A 15199-nucleotide genomic window follows, 5' to 3' on the forward strand; every position below is an offset into this window, starting at 1 on the left:
GGAGTGGGTGGGGCAGGAGGTCTGGGGCACCGGCAAGGAGCTGGGGTTCTACGCGGACGGCTCCCATGCCCAGTACGTGGCGCTGTCGGCCAAGGGCGTGGCGCACAAGCCGGCGCAGCTGAGCTTCGCCCAGGCCGCCAGCCTGGGCGTGCCTTACACCACCGCCTGGGATGCCCTGGAACGCAGCGGGGTAAGCGCCGGCACCACCTTGCTGGTGATTGGCGGCGGGGCGGTGGGCAGCGCCGCCCTGGCCCTGGCGAAGGTTCGCGGAGCCCGGGTGCTGGCCGCCGCGCGGCGCCCGGAACAGGTCAAGGCCTTGCAGGCGCAAGGGTTCCAGGCCGTGCAACTGGACCAGCCGGAAGACCTCGGGGCGCAGGTCAACGAGGTGTTCGCCGGCGGCGCCGAGGTGATCTTCGACACCACCGGTTTCTGGCTGCCGGCCTCGGTCGCGGCCCTGGCGCCGTTCGGCCGGATCGCCATCATCGCCGCGCCGGTGGACGGTCATGTGCAACTGCCGGCCCTGGGCCTGTATCGCAAGGGTGGTTCGGTGGTCGGGATCAACTCGTTGCTGTACGGCGTGCAGGCCTGCGCGGCCATGCTCGAGCAGTTCGGCCGGTTCTTCGATGAAGGGCTGTTGCCGTTGCCGCAGGGGCTGTTCGAATCGCCGCTGGAGCAGGGCGTCGAGCGTTATCACGAGGTGAACAAGGGCAGCGGCGAGAAGGTGATTCTGCTGCCGTAAGGGTGGCCAACCTGCCTGAATCGGCAGGCTGGCACGGCTTTGTGTAGCCGCTGCCGCAGGCTGCGATAGGTCCGCAGGACCTCAACAATCGCAAGATCGCCACGCCCCTTCGGGTCGATCGCAGCCTGCGGCAGCGGCTACAGGTTGGGGCTGTGTCGTGCATGGGGCCTTGCTTGCGAGGGCGTCAGCCCAGACAACCCCATAACCAAAGTCGCAGGCGTTTTCGCTACGCCCCCGGCACGCCTTTCTCCCACGCCGACCAGTTCTTCAGGATGTCCTGCACCAGCGGGTTACCGGTGCGATAGAGGTTTTCCAGGGCCGGGACAAAACCGCCCTGGTCGGCGTACTTGAGCAGATTATCGACCTCGCTGCCGCCCGGCTCGGGGCGGTCGAAGTCGGAGCCGGCGCGGACCACCGCCAGCCGCTGCACGTCCACCCGGCCTTCGCGGCTGGCGCGCAGCAGGGCCTCGTAGGTTGAGTTGTCTTCCTGCTGGGTGGTGCAGTACTCGCCCTTGTTGTCGGTCAGCAGGCGGGTCCAGACCTCGGCCCGCTCGCTCAGGCGCGTGCCGGAGAACCAGGTATTGCCCGCCAGGGTGTCGCACTGGGTCACCACCGGCGGCTGGTTGGCCGGGGCCGCCGGGTACTTGAGGCGCCAGGCCGCCGATTCCTTGCTTTCGCTCAGGCTTACCCGACGCGACAGGGCGAAGGCCTTGGCCTGCAGTTTCGGGTTGAGTTCGAAGACTTCGGTCTTGTAGTCCAGCGGCGGTTTCTCGTTCGGGCCTTTGGTATTGATGCCCAGGTAGCCGGTCGGCCAGTCCTTGGGCGCGTCCCGCGAATCCAGTTCCCACTGGGTACCGAATTCCACCAGGTAATGCGCCCAGGCAGTGGTGCCGATGGTCCCGTGTTTAGGGCTGATGCCGGCGATCCCGGCGACCAGGAAGTAGCTTTTGCGCAGGTCGAATTTCGGCGACAGCGCCAGTGCCAGGGTCGAGGCCGCGGCGTTGGTCTGGCCCATGCCGGTGACCAGCAGGCAGACGTCCCTGGTGTTGCAACGAATCGCCGGGTACTCCGCCGACAGGCCCGGTACGCGCACTTCCTGCTTCAGCTCCAGGCGCTCGATCCAGTGCTGGGCCTCGGGGGCGAACATGGTGATCAGCATCACCTTGGGTTTGATCGGGGTCGCCGGGGACTCGGCGGCCCAGGCCGTCGAAGCGAGCAGGGCGCCGCAGGCCAGGCCCACGGAAAGGGAAAGACGGGTCATCGCGTGCATGAAAGCCTCCATTGCTTGAGTGATCAGAACTGGTAACCGATGCCGGCGTAGTAACCCCAGCCATTGGACCGGGCGCGGAAATCGCCATCGCCGAAATTCAGCTCGCTGCCGTCCTGCCAGTTGCCGCCATTGTGGAAGTAACGGCCGACCAGGGTGAACCGCAGGTGGGTAAAGGAATACAGCAATACGTTGGTGGCCACCGTGGCGTTGGCCGTGCGGGCCGGGTTGTCCTTGTGCAGGTCCGAGCCGAAATCGAAGTTGGTGAAGCCGATATAGGTCAGCGACGCGCCGTTGCCGAACTTGCTGATGGGCACGATGTACTTGAGCTGGGCGCGGTAGCCATCCCACGAGTATTCATTGCTGGCGCCGTAGTTCTCCCATTGGTAGCGCCCGTAGAAGTTGGCCGACAGGTTGACCCGCGAATGGGTGTCGATGTCAGTGCCCAGGCCGCTGTACAGGGTATTGGCGCGGTTGGCGCTGTTGCTGCCGTGGTCGTAGATCCAGTCGAAGGCCACATACCACTCCTTGAACGGGCCGATGGCCAGGCTGCGTCCGGCCAGGTAGTCGATGGAGATCCGCGGCTCGTGCTCCATGAACACCGGCGAGCCGTGGTCCCACACGCCTTTGTCGTGGCTGTTGCCGATGTTGAAGATCTTCGGGATGTCGATGTAGCCGTACAGCTCGAACGGCCCCTTGCGACCGAAGTACTCGTATTCCAGGTAGATATCGTCGGCCGGCTGCGGACCGAAACTGATGTCCTTGCTGCCGATCAGGGTCAGGTCCTGGTTGTACCAGTCCGACAGGTAGGGGCCTGGTTTCGCCGGTGCGGCGGCGGGGCTCAGGCTCTCGCCCTGGGCCGAGTCGTCGAGGGTTTTTTCCTCGGCCTGGGCGGTAGCGCTGAGTAGTCCTGTAACGGCGCTTAGTAGCAAGGAAACAACCAAGGTGTGGCGGGACGCGGAGGGGGTGAAAGGTACGTGCATTGAAAATCCCTGTTCGTGCGGTTCTGAAGCCCGAGTGGCCCGGCCTGGCCGAACTGGCGGCGAAAGCTCTCGAAGGCTGACCTCGCAAACGTTTGCATATGCTGTACCAACTTGAAGTATCTGATTGAAATAAAGGTGAAACCTACCCATAAGCTGTCTTTTCGGTCAGGACGTTGCACCGCGCCTGGGCGTTGTGCGCGAAGAAAGGGCGAAGGCGCTGGCGCCTGGCACAGGGCCGATGCGCCCTCGTTCAATCATCGAGGTGATGGCAATCAACGACCTGCGCGGCCTCGGGTCGAGTATTCGCTGACTATCTGGCTGCGTTCGTTCGATGCTGGTTCTGCAGTGCAGGGAAAGGGTGCTTGACGTTCTGCTCGGGTCGCTCTGCTAGAATCGCCGCTCCACGACTTCCAGAGGTGCCCCATGAGCGAGCCGATTCGCCTGACCCAGTACAGCCACGGCGCGGGTTGCGGTTGCAAGATTTCTCCCCAGGTCCTGGAGGTGATTCTGGCCGGCAGCGGCGCGCAGAACCTCGACCCGAAACTCTGGGTCGGCAACGCCTCGCGCGACGACGCGGCGGTGTACGCCATCGACGAAGAGCGCGGCGTGGTCTCGACCACCGACTTTTTCATGCCGATCGTCGACGACCCGTTCGACTTCGGGCGCATCGCCGCGACCAACGCCATCAGCGACATCTACGCCATGGGCGGCGACCCGTTGATGGCCATCGCCATCCTTGGCTGGCCAGTGAACGTGCTGGCACCGGAAATCGCCCGCGAGGTGATTCGCGGCGGCCGCGCGGTGTGCGACGCGGCCGGCATCCCCCTGGCCGGCGGCCATTCGATCGACGCCCCGGAACCGATCTTCGGCCTGGCCGTCACCGGCCTGGTGGAAAAGCGCCATATGAAGCGCAACGACACCGCCACCGCCGGTTGCCTGCTGTACCTGACCAAGCCCCTGGGCATCGGCGTGCTGACCACGGCCGAGAAGAAGGGCAAGTTGCGCAGCGCCGACGTCGGCCTGGCCCGCGACTGGATGTGCACCCTGAACAAGCCCGGCAGCCGCTTCGGCAAGCTCGACGGCGTGACCGCGATGACTGACGTCACCGGTTTCGGCCTGCTCGGGCACCTGGTGGAAATGGCCGACGGCAGCAACCTGACCGCGCGCATTCACTACGATCGCGTGCCGCGCCTGCCCGGGGTCGAGTACTACCTGGACCAGGGCTGCATACCGGGCGGCACCCAGCGCAATTTCGACAGCTACGCCGACAAGCTCGGGCGTATCCAGGCCCTGCACAAGCTGGTGCTGTGCGACCCGCAGACCAGTGGTGGGCTGTTGATCGCCGTCACCCCGGAAGGCAATGCGGCCTTCCTCGCGCTGGCCGCCGAACTGGGCCTGGAACTGGCGCCGATCGGTGAGCTGGTGGAACGACAGAGCAACGCGGTCGAGGTGATCTGATGCCCATCGATATCACCGACTACCGCGAAATCTTCCTCAACGACCGGCCGATGATGGATACCCGCGCGCCGGTCGAATTCAGCAAGGGCGCCTTTCCCGGCGTGGTCAACCTGCCGCTGATGACCGACCACGAACGGCAGCGGGTCGGCACCTGCTACAAGCAGCAGGGCCAGCAGGCGGCGATCGTCCTCGGGCACCAACTGGTGTCCGGGGCGATCAAGGCCGAACGCATCCAGGCCTGGGCCGACTTCGCCCGGGCCCACCCCGACGGCTACCTGTATTGCTTCCGTGGCGGCCTGCGTTCGCAGATCGTCCAGCAGTGGCTCAAGGACGAGGCCGGCATCGACTACCCGCGGGTCGGCGGCGGCTACAAGGCCATGCGTACCTTCCTGCTCGACACCCTCGAAGGAGCGGTGGCCGAGTGTGATTTTGTCCTGCTCGGCGGCATGACCGGCATCGGCAAGACCGAGGTGCTCAACCAACTGGCCAATGGCCTGGACCTGGAAGGCCACGCCAACCATCGCGGCTCCAGTTTCGGCAAGCGCGCCAGCGGCCAGCCGTCGAACATCGACTTCGAGAACCGCCTGGCGGTGGACATCCTGAAAAAGCGCGAGCGCGGCATCGGCGGGTTCGTGCTGGAAGACGAGAACCGCATGATCGGCAGCTGCGCCTTGCCGTTGCCGCTGTACCAGGGCATGCAGCGTTTCCCCATGGTCTGGCTGGAGGATGGCCTGGAGGGGCGGGTCGAGCGGATCCTGCGCGACTACGTGATCGACTTGTGCGCGGAGTTCGTCGCGGTGCATGGCGAGGACGGTTTCGCGCGGTTTTCCGAGCGCCTGCTGGAAAGCCTGAACAACATCCGCAAGCGCCTGGGGGGCGAGCGTCACCAGCGCCTGTACCAGCTGCTGGAGGCCGCCCTGGCCGAGCAGGCCCGCAGCGGCAGCGTGGACCTGCACCGGGCCTGGATCGAAGGCTTGCTCAAGGAATACTACGACCCGATGTATGCCTTCCAGCGCGAAAGCAAGGGCGCGCGCATCGAGTTCGTCGGCGAGCAGGCGGCGGTGCTGGAGTATTTGCGCGAGCGGGCCAAACGCGGTTGAGGCGGTAGCGGGCGGGGCCTTTGGCCCCATCGCGAGCAAGCTCGCTCCTACGGGGGGCGCTAACCATGTAGGAGCGAGGCTTGCCCGCGATGACGTCCAGGCGGACGCCATCGAACCTTGGGTTACAACAGCGCCGCGCCAATCAACCCGCACACCACGCCAATCAGCATGGTCAGGCCGGCGACGGTCATCAGCACCCGCGCGTCGAAATCCTTGCGCAGCATCAAAAGCGACGGCAGGCTGATGCTCGGCAGGGTCATCAGCAAGGCCACCGCCGGGCCGGTGCCCATGCCCAGGGTCATCATGGTCTGCACGATGGGGATTTCCGCGGCGGTGGGAATCACGAACAACGTGCCGACAATCGCCAGCGGCACCAGCCACAGCAGGCTGTCGCCAATCGCGCCCTCGACATGGGGGAACAGCCAGACCCGCGCCGCGCCCAGCACCAGCACCGCCAGCACATAGATCGGAATGGTGCTCCAGAACAGTTGCCACAGGCTGCGTGCCCAGCGGCTGAAGAACGCACCTTCATTGCCCGTGCTGGCCTCGACCACGGCCTCCACCGCCGCTTCCGGCAGTTGCTCGGGACGGGCGATGCGCTGGGCCACCAGCGACACTCCCAGCACCAGCACGATGCCCGCCACCAGCCGCAGCGCGGTGAAACCCCAGCCCAGGACAAAGCCCATGAACACCAGCGTCGCCGGGTTGAGCACCGGGTTGGCGATCCAGAAGGCCAGCGCCGCGCCCACCGAGACATTCTGCCGGCGCATGCTCGCCGCCACGGGCGCGGCGCAGCAGGAACACATCATGCCCGGCAGGGCGAACAGGCCGCCGCGCAAGGTCGAGCCGAAACCGGCGCGGCCGAACAGGCGCAGCAGCCAGTCCCGCGGGATCAGCACTTGCAGCAGCGAACCGAGGATCACCGCCAGCACCGCGGCCTTCCAGATCGCCAGGAAATACACCTGGGCGTAGGCCAGGGCGGCGTTCAGAGGCGAGGAGGGCTGATCGTTGATGATCGAGGCGCCGATGCTGTGGCTGTCGGCGGCGATAAAGGCCTTGGCGTAGTAGGGCGACCACTTGACGAAGTAGAGGCCGACGCACGCCACCAGGACGAACAGGGCGGGTTTCCACCAGAACGACCAGCCCCGGACGGGGCTGGCAGGGGCAAGGCTGGACATGAACAGTGATTCCGGGCAATGACGTTAGGTCGCGAATCTTAGCCTACTCGCGCACCTTGCGCGCCTGTGTAGCCGCTGCCGCAGGCTGCGATCGATCGCGCAGCGGTGGTAAAACCTCGCAACGCCGAGTGCCGGGCCAGATCCCGGAACCCATGCCTGCGCCCGCTGCGCAGTCGATCGCCGGCGACTACAAAAGGGTCATGGCCACTCAGAGGGTACGAATCGAGGTGCGAATCGCCCGGGCGCACTCGATCACCGAAGGCGCCAGCTTGCGTTCGGCTTCTTCCAGGGTCCAGCGGCTGCTGGGGATCACCACGTGCACGGCGGCCACCGGCAGGCCCTGGCTGCCGATAATCGGCGCGGCGATGCTCATGTCGCCGAGAAACAGCTCTTCCTGGTTCAGGGCGTAACCGCGCTGGCGGGTGGCGACGATTTCCCCGTGGATCGCGTCGATCCCGGTCAGGGTGTGCCGGGTATGGGCCTGGCGGTCGCTGGCCTGGAGCATCGCCAGGGCTTCCTGGTCGGGCAGGGCGCTGAGGTAGGCGCGGCCGGAACCGGTGCAGTACATCGGGATGCGGCTGCCGATGGGCATGTGGATCGGAATGAACTTGGGCGCCACGAAGCGCGCGACATAGACCATGTCCAGGCCGTCGGGCTCGGTGAGGTTGGTGGTTTCGCCGGTGACCTGGGCCAGTTCGGCAAGGAACGGGTTGGCCACGTCCACCAGGGTGTCGGCGGCGAGGTAGTTGTAGCCGATCTCCATCACCCGCGGGGTCAGCTGGAAGCGTTTGGTCTGCGGGTGCTTACGCACGTAACCGAGCTGCTCCAGGGTGTGGATCATGCGTTGCGCCGAGCTTTTGTTGATCTCGGCGGCCTCGGCGATTTCCGCCAGGTTCATGGTCCGTTGGGCGGCGTTGAAGGCGCGCAGAACCGCCAGGCCTTTTTCCAGCGACTGATTGAACAGGCTATTGGGGGTGTCGCTCATGGCGGTTCCTTTGGGTTTTTTGTGTTTTAAATATCGATATTCGATATTTATAAATCTCTTTACGATTTTTGTAAATTGTTTATAGTCGGTCCATGCCTCCTGCCCCACTATCAGAGGCCAACCATCACGGACTTCAAACAATAAAATCGTCCAATGGGAGATTCACCATGCAAAAGCGTTTTCGTGTCCTTGCATTGTGCTGCGCACTCACCGCCGGCCTCGTCGGTTCCGTCAGTGCCGGCGCCGCGCCGGTGTACAAGGTCGGCGCCACCGCCACCGGCATTCCCTTCACCTTTCTCGACGTCAAGAGCCAGAGCATCGAAGGCATGATGATCGACGCCGCCCGGGCGGTGGGCCAGGCCGGCGGCTTCGAGGTGGATATCCAGCAGACCACCTTCGCCGCGCTGATCCCTTCGCTGACCTCGAACAAGATCGACATCATTTCCGCCGCCATGCTGCGCACCCCGGCTCGGGAGAAGGTGGTGCAGTACTCCAACCCGGTGTTCAGCTACGGCGAGGGGCTGATCGTGCGCGCCGACGACAACACCGCCTACACCCGCATGGAGGACTTCAAGGACCAGGTGGTCGGTGCCCAGGTCGGTACGGTGTTCATCGATGAGTTGAACAAGCGCGGGATTTTCAAGGAAGTGCGCGGCTACGACTCGATCCCCGACCTGCTGCGCGACCTGGCGCTGGGGCGGATCAAGGCCGGTTTCGCCGATCGGCCGATCGTCGCCTACCAACTGGCCCAGGGCACCCAGAACAAAGTGCAACTGGTGAAAAGCTACCAACCGGTGGTGATGGGCGATGTCTGCCTGATTGTGCGCAAGGGTGATGCGCAGACCCTGGACGAGGTCAACCGCGGCATCGCGGCGATTAAGGCCGACGGTTCCCTGGAGCGGATCATCGAGAAGTGGAAGCTCAACTGACCACCCCGCGGCCCGGCCGTCCGGCGGGGTCGCTTCACTCCTGATTGCGCAGGTCCTCCTATGTTTCTCCAGAACGCTCTGGACTTCCTCCCCATTCTGCTGAAAGGGGCGGTGGTCACCTTGCAGGTCACGGCCGGCTCCTTTGTGCTCAGCTCGCTGATCGGCCTGGTATTCGCCTTGATGATGGTGTCCAAGGTGCGCTCGATCTCGCTGTTCGCGATTGGCGTGGTCAACGTCATTCGCGGCCTGCCGATCATCGTGCAGCTGTTCTACATCTACTTCGTGCTGCCGGATTTCGGCATCCAGCTCACGGCCATGCAGGCCGGGGTGATTGGCCTGGGCATCGCCTACTCGGCGTACCAGGCGGAGAACTTCCGCGCCGGCATCCAGGCCATTCACCAGGGGCAGATCGAGGCGGCCGAATCCATCGGCATGCGCGGCGGCATGATCATGCGCCGGGTGGTCCTGCCCCAGGCCTTTCGCATTGCCTTGCCGCCCTATGGCAACACCCTGGTGATGATGCTCAAGGACTCCTCGCTGGTGTCCACCATCACCGTGGCCGAGATGACCCGCGCCGGTCAGCTCATCGCGTCCTCGACCTTCGAGAACATGACCGTCTACACCCTGGTGGCCTTGCTCTACCTGGCCCTGAGCCTGCCGTTGTCCTTTGCCCTGCGTCGCCTGGAGGCGCGCTTCAGCACCCGGAGAAAGTCATGATCGAGATCAAGGGCGTACACAAGAGTTTCGGCAACGTGGCGGTGCTCGAAGGCATTGACCTGAGCGTGCAGAGCGGTGAAGTGGTGTGCCTGATCGGCCCCTCGGGGTCCGGCAAGTCGACCCTGCTGCGCTGCATCAACGGCCTGGAAAGCTACGAGCAGGGCGACATCCTGGTCAGCGGCGAGCGGGTCGACCGCCATGGCAAGACCATTCACCAGCTGCGCACCCAGGTGGCCATGGTGTTCCAGCGCTTCAACCTGTTCCCCCATCGCACTGCGTTGCAGAACGTCACCGAAGGGCCGATCTACGTGAAGAAGCAGAACCCGCAGCAGGCCCGGGAGCGGGCCGAGGCGCTGCTGGAAAAAGTCGGTCTGGCCCATCGCATGCACGCCTATCCGGACGAGCTGTCCGGCGGCCAGCAGCAGCGGGTGGCGATCGCCCGGGCCCTGGCCATGGACCCGCAGGCGATCCTGTTCGACGAGCCGACCTCGGCGCTGGACCCGGAGCTGGTGGGCGAGGTGCTGGCGGTGATGCGCAAGCTCGCCGACGAAGGCATGACCATGATCGTCGTCACCCACGAAATGGGCTTTGCCCAGGACGTGGCGGACAAGGTGTGTTTCCTCCACAGCGGCAAGATCGTCGAGGCCGGGCCGGCGAAGCAGGTGCTGAGCGCGCCGCGCCATCCGCGCACCCAGGACTTCCTCAAGCGCCTGCTCAACCAGGGCACGGAGGTGCAGGCATGAAGGCCGCCGAAACCTTGCGCCTGCCGCCCTCCCTGTGGGCCGCCACGGCGACTGCGGCGGTCGATACCCCGGCGCTGGCCGAAGACTTGCGGGCCGACGTGGCCATAGTCGGCGCCGGCTACACTGGGCTGGTGACCGCGCTGCGCCTGGCCGAGGCCGGGGTCAGCGTCTGTGTGCTGGACGCCGGGGAGCCGGGTTGGGGTGCCTCCGGACGCAACGGCGGGCAGGTGATTCCCGGGCTCAAGTACGACCCGGATCAGTTGCTGGCCAAGTTCGGTGCGGCCCGCGCCGAGGCCATGCTGGAGGCGGCCGGCTCGGCGGCCGACGAAGTGTTCGCCCTGATCGATCAGCATCGCATCGCTTGCGATGCCACGCGCAAGGGCTGGATTCAGCCGGCGTTTTCCGCCAGTTCCCTGCTGGCCATCGAACAGCGCGCCGAGCAGTGGCGTCGGCGCGGGGTGGCGGTGGAGTTGCTCGATCGCGCCGCTGTCGGTCGGCGCATCGGCAGCCAGAACTACCTCGGCGGCTGGGTCGATCCGCGCGCCGGCAGCCTGCACCCGCTGAACTATGCGCGCGGCCTGGCCCGGGTGGCGCAGCAACAGGGCGTGCGGATCCATGGGCAGACTCGGGTCGAGGCTTTGCAGCGCGAAGGCGGGCAGTGGCAGCTGCGCACCGCCCAGGGCCATCGGGTCCAGGCCCAGCGCGTGGTGCTGGCGACCAATGGCTACACCGACGACCTGTGGCCACGGCTGCGGCAGACGGTGATCGCCGCCAACAGCTTCATCATCGCCACCCGCCCACTGTCGGCCGAGCTGCGCCAGGGCATCTTGCCCAATGGCGAGGTCTGTTCCGACGCCCGGCGCCTGCTGCTGTATTTCAAGCAGGATGCCCAGGGGCGTCTGTTACTGGGAGGACGCGGACCGTTTTCCGAGCCGAGCCACAGCGGCGACTGGCACCATCTGGAGCGTTCGTTGCTGGGCTTGTTTCCGCAGTTGGCGGGCACGCCCATCGAGTATCGCTGGAGCGGGCGAGTGGCGTTGAATCAGAGCTTCCTGCCGCAGCTGCATGAGCCACAGCCGGGGTTGTCGATTCTGCTCGGCTACAACGGTCGCGGCATCGCCTTGTCCACGGCCCTGGGCAAGCACCTGGCGGCGCGGCTGTCGGGGGCGAGCAGTGAATTTCCGTTTCCGGTGACGCCGATCCGGCCGATTCCGCTGCATGGCTTGCAGCGTCTGTACCTGGGGGCGGGGATCGCCTGGTACCGCCTGCTGGACGCCCTTCGTTGAGGGCGGCGCATCAGGTCGGGCAGTTTTCCTCGCCGTTATCCAGGCCCTGCTTGTAGCTGCGGCTGTCGAGGGTGGCCTTGCCGTTGTGCCAGGTCAGGGTCAGCACGTAGAGCGAGTCGAAATCGTTGGAGGCCCAGTCGTCGGTGATGGTGCGTTTTTCGCCGACGGCTTCGCGCGCCACCTTGTTGATCAGTTCCGGCAAGTAGCCGTGGGACCAGGCGGTGTAGATGATCGAGTTGTGATAGCGGTCATGCAGCAGCTCGTCGGCCAGCTCGCTGGTGTCGTTGGCCGAGAATTCGATGTTCACCGGCAGGCCGAGCTTGATGGCGCTGGGGCTGATGGTCATCAGCGGACGGATGTAGCTGTAGGAGTTGTCGAGCTCGCCTTCCTCGACATTGCGCGTCGGGTTGGCGGCGAACACGTAATTGGCCTTGCCGAATTTTTCCGGCAGCAAGGACGCCAGGTCGATGGCCCGGTTCAGGCCCTGGCAGTTGAGCTGGCCGAGGCCGCCGGCGGGTTTTTCCGCGTGGCGCAAAAAGACCAGGGTCTGGGTGCCGTCCACCGGCTGGGCGCGACTTTCGCTGGACTCCAGCGACAGCAGCAGCGCACTGGTCAGCAGCAGCGCCGGAAAGAACACGTAGGACCGGCGTTGCAGGCGTTGGGTGAAACTCAGCAGATTCTTCATGGATCGTCGGTACTTCAGCGCAATCGGTTAAGGCTGACAAACCTTTCCACGGCGAGCTCCCGCTTCGCGTGGTTTTCCCTGTCGTTGAACGAGTGTTCTACCCGGAGGTAGTGCTCAGAGTCCCAGGACGCCTTTTGGTTCGATCCGGGCGTGGGGCTGCGAGCGTGGGCCCGTTACTTTATCCGCACCGCTGTCTGGCTGCCGGGAAGCTTAACCACCGGATGTTTCGAATTTAAGAATGCGCGCCGCGGACCGATGCTTATAATCGAGCGCCGCCGCCCGGCCCCGGGCCACGGCCTTTCATCTGACTGTCACTGGAAGCCTGTCATGACCGATCTCTCCGCATTTCCCATCACGCAGAAATGGCCCGCGCAGTACGCCGACTGGATTCAGTTGTATTCCTTGCCGACTCCCAACGGCGTCAAGGTCTCGATCATGCTCGAAGAGATCGGGCTGCCCTACCAGCCGCACCGCGTCAATTTCGAAAGCAACGACCAGATGTCCCCCGAGTTCCTTTCGCTGAACCCGAACAACAAGATCCCGGCGATCCTCGACCCGCACGGTCCGGGCGATCGGCCGCTGGCCCTGTTCGAATCGGGGGCGATCCTGATCTACCTGGCGGACAAGAGCGGGCAACTGCTGGCCCAGGAATCCGCGGCGCGTTACGAGACGATCCAGTGGCTGATGTTCCAGATGGGTGGCATCGGCCCGATGTTCGGCCAGCTGGGCTTCTTCAATAAATTCGCCGGCAAGGACTACGAGGACAAGCGTCCGCGCGACCGCTACGTCGCCGAATCCCGCCGCCTGCTGAGCGTGCTCGAGGGCCGCCTGCAAGGCCGCGACTGGATCATGGGCGAGCGCTACACCATCGCCGATATCGCCACCTTCCCCTGGGTGCGCAACCTGATCGGCTTCTATGAAGCGGGCGATCTGGTGGGCTTCAAGGACTTCCCCAACGTGCAGCGCGTGCTCGAGCGTTTCCTCGCGCGCCCGGCGGTGATCCGCGGCCTGGAAATTCCCAAGCCCGTCTGACTGTCTCCTGTAGCCGCTGCCGCAGGCTGCGCTCGACGACGCAGTCGTCGCAAAAGGCCTGATGCGTTGTGCCAGATACACCGCGTCGTCAGGTTCTACGACGACTGCGTCGTCGAGCGCAGGCTTCGCCAGCGGCTACAGGTTTCTCCTTTGTCCGTCATCCCGCACAGGACCCGCAATGAGCCGATTCGATTTCAAGCAGGTGGATGTCTTCAGCAACCAGCCGCTCAAGGGCAACCCGCTGGCGGTGGTGTTCGGCGCCGATGAGTTGAGCGACGCGCGCATGGCGGCGTTCGCCAACTGGACCAACCTCAGCGAAACCACCTTTATCCTCGAACCCCGGGACCCGCGGGCCGACTATCGCCTGCGGATCTTCACTACCCTGCAGGAGCTGCCGTTCGCCGGCCATCCGACCCTCGGCAGCTGCCATGCCTGGCTGGAAGCCGGCGGCGTGCCCAAGGGCGAGGAGATCGTCCAGGAGTGCGCGGTCGGCCTGGTGCGCATTCGCCGCAACGGCGCCGAGCTGGCGTTTCTCGCGCCGCCGTTGCTCAAGTCCGGCCCGGTCGATGAAGGGTTGCTGGAGCAGGTGCGCCAGGGCCTGAGGCTGGCGCCCGACGCCATCGTCGACGCGCAATGGGTGGACAACGGCGCCGGATGGCTGGCGGTGCTGCTGGCCGAGCGCGACCAGGTGCTCGAGCTGCAACCCGACTATGCGCAGCTCAAGGGCCTTGCGGTCGGAGTGATCGCCCCCTGGAACCCCGAGCGCGATGGCGACGCAGCGCAGTTCGAAGTGCGCGCCTTTATCGCCGGCGACGGCATGCCGGAAGACCCGGCCACCGGCAGCCTCAATGCCGGTATCGCCCAATGGCTGCTGGGCGCGGGGTTGGCGCCGGCGTCCTACGTGGTCAGCCAGGGTTTGAGCATGGGCCGGGCCGGGCGCATCCAGGTCGAGCAGGTCGGCGATGAAATCTGGATCGGCGGCTCGGCGGTGACCTGTATCGAGGGCAGCCTGCGGTTGTAGGCGAGGGCGCTTTGCAGTCAGGTCCGACCTGTCTGTTGCCTAAGTGGCCTTGGACGCGTGGCGATAGGTCCTGGGGGATACGCCGTACCAGCGTTTGAAGGTCTGGGAGAAACTCGACAGGTCGCTGTAGCCCAGCTTTTCGGCGATGTCTGTCAGTTTCAGCGTCGGGTCGCCGAGTAACTCCAGGGCCGCGGCGCTGCGTGACTGCTCCAGCAAGTGCCGGTAACAGGTGCCTTCCTCGTGCAGGCGTCGTTTCAAGGTCCGCTCGCTGAGATTGATCAGGCCGGCCATGCCCGGCAGGTCTGGCGGTACGCCCAGGGGGGCGATGTTCAGGTACTGGCGGACCAGCTCGGCGGTGCCCGTGCGGGGGCTGCGGCGTTGCATCAATTGCGCGCACATCTGCTCGCACATCGCGACGGTGACGGTGTTTGCCTGGGGGAGCGGGCGGCTCAGCAGCGAACGATCGAAGGCCAGGCTGTTGCGGTCGGCGAGGTAGGCGGGGCGCACGCCAAGAATATTGCCGGCACTGGCCGCCGCCTGATCGGCCGGGCGTTTCTTTTGCAGGGTAAAACCCGCCAGCGAGAACTCGCGGCCAGCTATTTCCTTGAGCAGCACCGCGGCGGCGGCCATGTCGCGTTCGATCACAAAGTCTCTGAGCGACTCGTCCGCCAGCGCCGGTTCGGTGAACGTGAGGATGCCGAGCGGGGGTTGCTCATGGTAGGCGATCCGGGTGAACGCGTAGGTCAGCGGCAAGAAGCGCAGGGCCAGTTTCAAGGCGTCACCCGCGGTCGCACTGCTGATCAGGCCATAACCGAACAGCCCGTAGGTCGAGAAGTGATAGCGCTCGCCCACTTGATAGCCCAGCCCCTGCGGGTGTCCCGACAGGTTGAGCAGGTTATGGATCAGGCGCAGTTCCTGGGCGCATGACAGCTCGAAGTTGGGATCTGCCAGCCGGGCCAGCGACAGGCCCGAACCGGCCAGCAATTGCGCAGGCGAGAAGCCTCTTTCGCGACCGAAATCCACCATCAGCAGGGCACTGGCCGGTCCCCGCGACAACTCCAGCATGTTCATGCTCG

15 protein-coding genes are annotated in these 15199 nt (G+C 65.2%); 9 read left to right on the plus strand and 6 right to left on the minus strand.

Annotation, left to right across the window (positions count from 1 at the left end; translation table 11 throughout):
• Positions 1–739, plus strand: a 739-nt coding sequence (locus AC07Y9_RS29350; RefSeq protein WP_102690504.1) for a quinone oxidoreductase family protein, incomplete at its 5' end; no start/stop codon positions are given.
• A gap of 226 nt (positions 740–965) precedes the next feature.
• On the opposite strand, the gene AC07Y9_RS29355 is transcribed toward AC07Y9_RS29350, so the two are convergent.
• Both AC07Y9_RS29355 and AC07Y9_RS29360 read right to left on the minus strand, forming a co-directional pair.
• Complete coding sequence (locus AC07Y9_RS29355; RefSeq protein ID WP_102681172.1) at positions 966–2009, minus strand: purine-nucleoside phosphorylase; 1044 nt, start codon at positions 2007–2009, stop codon at positions 966–968.
• Between the two features lie 23 nt (positions 2010–2032).
• A complete protein-coding gene (locus tag AC07Y9_RS29360; protein WP_053260500.1) occupies positions 2033–2989 on the minus strand; it encodes a nucleoside-specific channel-forming protein Tsx in 957 nt (318 codons plus the stop codon).
• 423 nt (positions 2990–3412) lie between these two features.
• Here AC07Y9_RS29360 and selD point away from each other — a divergent pair, with 423 nt between their 5' ends.
• Positions 3413–4447 carry a selenide, water dikinase SelD gene (gene selD, locus AC07Y9_RS29365; RefSeq protein ID WP_087088329.1) on the plus strand — a complete coding sequence of 345 codons (1035 nt, stop codon included), beginning with the start codon at positions 3413–3415 and terminating at the stop codon, positions 4445–4447.
• Positions 4447–5547 (plus strand): tRNA 2-selenouridine(34) synthase MnmH, encoded by a 1101-nt coding sequence (gene mnmH, locus AC07Y9_RS29370; RefSeq protein WP_102681171.1) that lies wholly within the window; start codon positions 4447–4449, stop codon positions 5545–5547. The genes selD and mnmH overlap by 1 nt, the downstream gene beginning before the upstream one ends.
• 122 nt (positions 5548–5669) lie before the next feature.
• On the opposite strand, the gene AC07Y9_RS29375 is transcribed toward mnmH, so the two are convergent.
• Both AC07Y9_RS29375 and AC07Y9_RS29380 read right to left on the minus strand, forming a co-directional pair.
• On the minus strand, positions 5670–6725 hold the full coding sequence (locus AC07Y9_RS29375) for a permease (RefSeq protein ID WP_007932609.1): 1056 nt from the start codon (positions 6723–6725) through the stop codon (positions 5670–5672).
• A gap of 208 nt (positions 6726–6933) precedes the next feature.
• On the minus strand, positions 6934–7710 hold the full coding sequence (locus AC07Y9_RS29380) for an IclR family transcriptional regulator (RefSeq protein ID WP_009043140.1): 777 nt from the start codon (positions 7708–7710) through the stop codon (positions 6934–6936).
• A gap of 167 nt (positions 7711–7877) precedes the next feature.
• Here AC07Y9_RS29380 and AC07Y9_RS29385 point away from each other — a divergent pair, with 167 nt between their 5' ends.
• The 4 genes from AC07Y9_RS29385 to AC07Y9_RS29400 are packed head-to-tail and all read left to right on the plus strand — an operon-like array spanning position 7878 to position 11385.
• On the plus strand, positions 7878–8639 hold the full coding sequence (locus AC07Y9_RS29385; RefSeq protein ID WP_053260502.1) for an ABC transporter substrate-binding protein: 762 nt from the start codon (positions 7878–7880) through the stop codon (positions 8637–8639).
• Positions 8640–8699: 60 nt separating this feature from the next.
• The gene (locus AC07Y9_RS29390) at positions 8700–9356 is read left to right on the plus strand and encodes an amino acid ABC transporter permease (RefSeq protein ID WP_009043142.1); all 657 of its coding nucleotides are present in this window, start codon (positions 8700–8702) and stop codon (positions 9354–9356) included.
• Positions 9353–10099 carry an amino acid ABC transporter ATP-binding protein gene (locus AC07Y9_RS29395; RefSeq protein WP_081362099.1) on the plus strand — a complete coding sequence of 249 codons (747 nt, stop codon included), beginning with the start codon at positions 9353–9355 and terminating at the stop codon, positions 10097–10099. The genes AC07Y9_RS29390 and AC07Y9_RS29395 overlap by 4 nt, the downstream gene beginning before the upstream one ends.
• Complete coding sequence (locus tag AC07Y9_RS29400; RefSeq protein WP_102681170.1) at positions 10096–11385, plus strand: NAD(P)/FAD-dependent oxidoreductase; 1290 nt, start codon at positions 10096–10098, stop codon at positions 11383–11385. The genes AC07Y9_RS29395 and AC07Y9_RS29400 overlap by 4 nt, the downstream gene beginning before the upstream one ends.
• 10 nt (positions 11386–11395) lie before the next feature.
• Here the strand turns inward: AC07Y9_RS29400 and AC07Y9_RS29405 are convergent, their stop codons facing one another.
• Positions 11396–12070, minus strand: a complete 675-nt coding sequence (locus AC07Y9_RS29405; RefSeq protein WP_007932610.1) for a hypothetical protein — start codon at positions 12068–12070, stop codon at positions 11396–11398.
• A 327-nt stretch (positions 12071–12397) separates the two neighbouring features.
• On the opposite strand from AC07Y9_RS29405, the gene AC07Y9_RS29410 reads away from it, so the two are divergent.
• Together AC07Y9_RS29410 and AC07Y9_RS29415 are read left to right on the plus strand one after the other, a co-directional pair.
• Positions 12398–13102: a glutathione S-transferase family protein gene (locus AC07Y9_RS29410; RefSeq protein ID WP_102681169.1), complete on the plus strand. Its 705-nt coding sequence runs from the start codon at positions 12398–12400 to the stop codon at positions 13100–13102.
• Between the two features lie 178 nt (positions 13103–13280).
• Positions 13281–14123: a PhzF family phenazine biosynthesis protein gene (locus tag AC07Y9_RS29415; RefSeq protein WP_102681168.1), complete on the plus strand. Its 843-nt coding sequence runs from the start codon at positions 13281–13283 to the stop codon at positions 14121–14123.
• Positions 14124–14162: 39 nt separating this feature from the next.
• Here the strand turns inward: AC07Y9_RS29415 and AC07Y9_RS29420 are convergent, their stop codons facing one another.
• A complete protein-coding gene (locus tag AC07Y9_RS29420) occupies positions 14163–15194 on the minus strand; it encodes an AraC family transcriptional regulator (RefSeq protein WP_102681167.1) in 1032 nt (343 codons plus the stop codon).
• Positions 15195–15199: the final 5 nt, after the last annotated feature.

The sequence above is a fragment of the Pseudomonas sp. GW456-L12 genome (genome assembly GCF_059424045.1).